Origin of the sequence: Methylobacterium sp. J-077, from assembly GCF_022829365.1 — a bacterium.
In the GTDB taxonomy this organism is placed as follows: Bacteria; Pseudomonadota; Alphaproteobacteria; order Rhizobiales; family Beijerinckiaceae; genus Methylobacterium.
In genome coordinates this window covers 1-928 of record NZ_JAKSYJ010000055.1, presented here as the reverse complement: position 1 = coordinate 928, position 928 = coordinate 1, and the positions used below count along the sequence as shown (strand labels likewise).

Genomic DNA, 928 nt, shown 5'->3' with positions numbered 1-928 from the left:
CACGAAGCCGAGGTCGGGGTGAAGTGGAACGTCCAGCGCCGATGCCGGGCGAGCCAGGCGCGTACCTTCGGATGCTTGTGGGTGGCGACGTTGTCGAGGATCGCGTGGATTGCCTTGCCGGGCGGGACGGTGGCCTCGACGGCGTTGAGGAACCGGACGAACTCACCGTTCCGGTGGCGCTGCATGCAGCGGCCGAGCACGGTACCCGCCAGGACGTCGAGGGCGGCAAACAGCGTCGTGGTGCCGTGACGGGTGTAGTCGTGGGTCTGGGCGGCGGGATGGCCGGAGGCGAGCGGACGGTCGGGGCGGGTCCGCTCCAGCGCCTGGATCTGGCTCTTCTCATCGATGGACAGCACCACCGCATGGGCGGGCGGGTCCATGTACAGGCCGACTACATCCTCGACCTTGGCGGCGAAGGCGGGATCGCGCGAGCGCTTGAACGTGCGCAGGCGGTGCGGCTGGAGGCGGTGAGCGTCCCAGATCCGCTGCACGGCGCGCAACGAGATCCCGACAGCGCGGGCCACGGCCCGGCCGGTCCAGTGCGTGACCTCGCCCGGCGGCTCCGAGCAGGTCAGCGCCAGCACCTCGGCGACCGTCTCGGTCGAATGGGGTGGTGTCCCGGGCGGACGCGTCTTGTCACGCAGCAGACCTTCAACGCCCGCCTCGGCGTAGCGCCGCTGCCAGCGCCACACGGCCGGGCGGCTGACGCCCGCCCGCCGGGCCACATCTTGGACGCTCAGGCGCTCGGCCGAGAGTAAGACGATGCGGGCGCGCTGGGTGTGCTTGAGCGGACGGGAGCGGTCGCTGGCGATCGCAGCCAGCCGTGCCGCGTCGGTTGCATCGAGGAGTACGCATACCGTCTGAGCCATCGCCCAGACTCGCACGTCTCACCGTGTGCGTGAATCCTCCGTCCGCGTCACTGCACTAG

Annotated in this window: 1 protein-coding gene; it reads right to left on the bottom strand. The window is 70.6% G+C overall.

Annotated features, from left to right (window positions below; all coding sequences use genetic code 11):
* A partial coding sequence (locus MKL11_RS03275) for an IS630 family transposase (RefSeq protein WP_243940254.1) occupies window positions 1–869 on the bottom strand: 869 nt, incomplete at its 3' end.
* Window positions 870–928 lie beyond the last annotated feature (59 nt).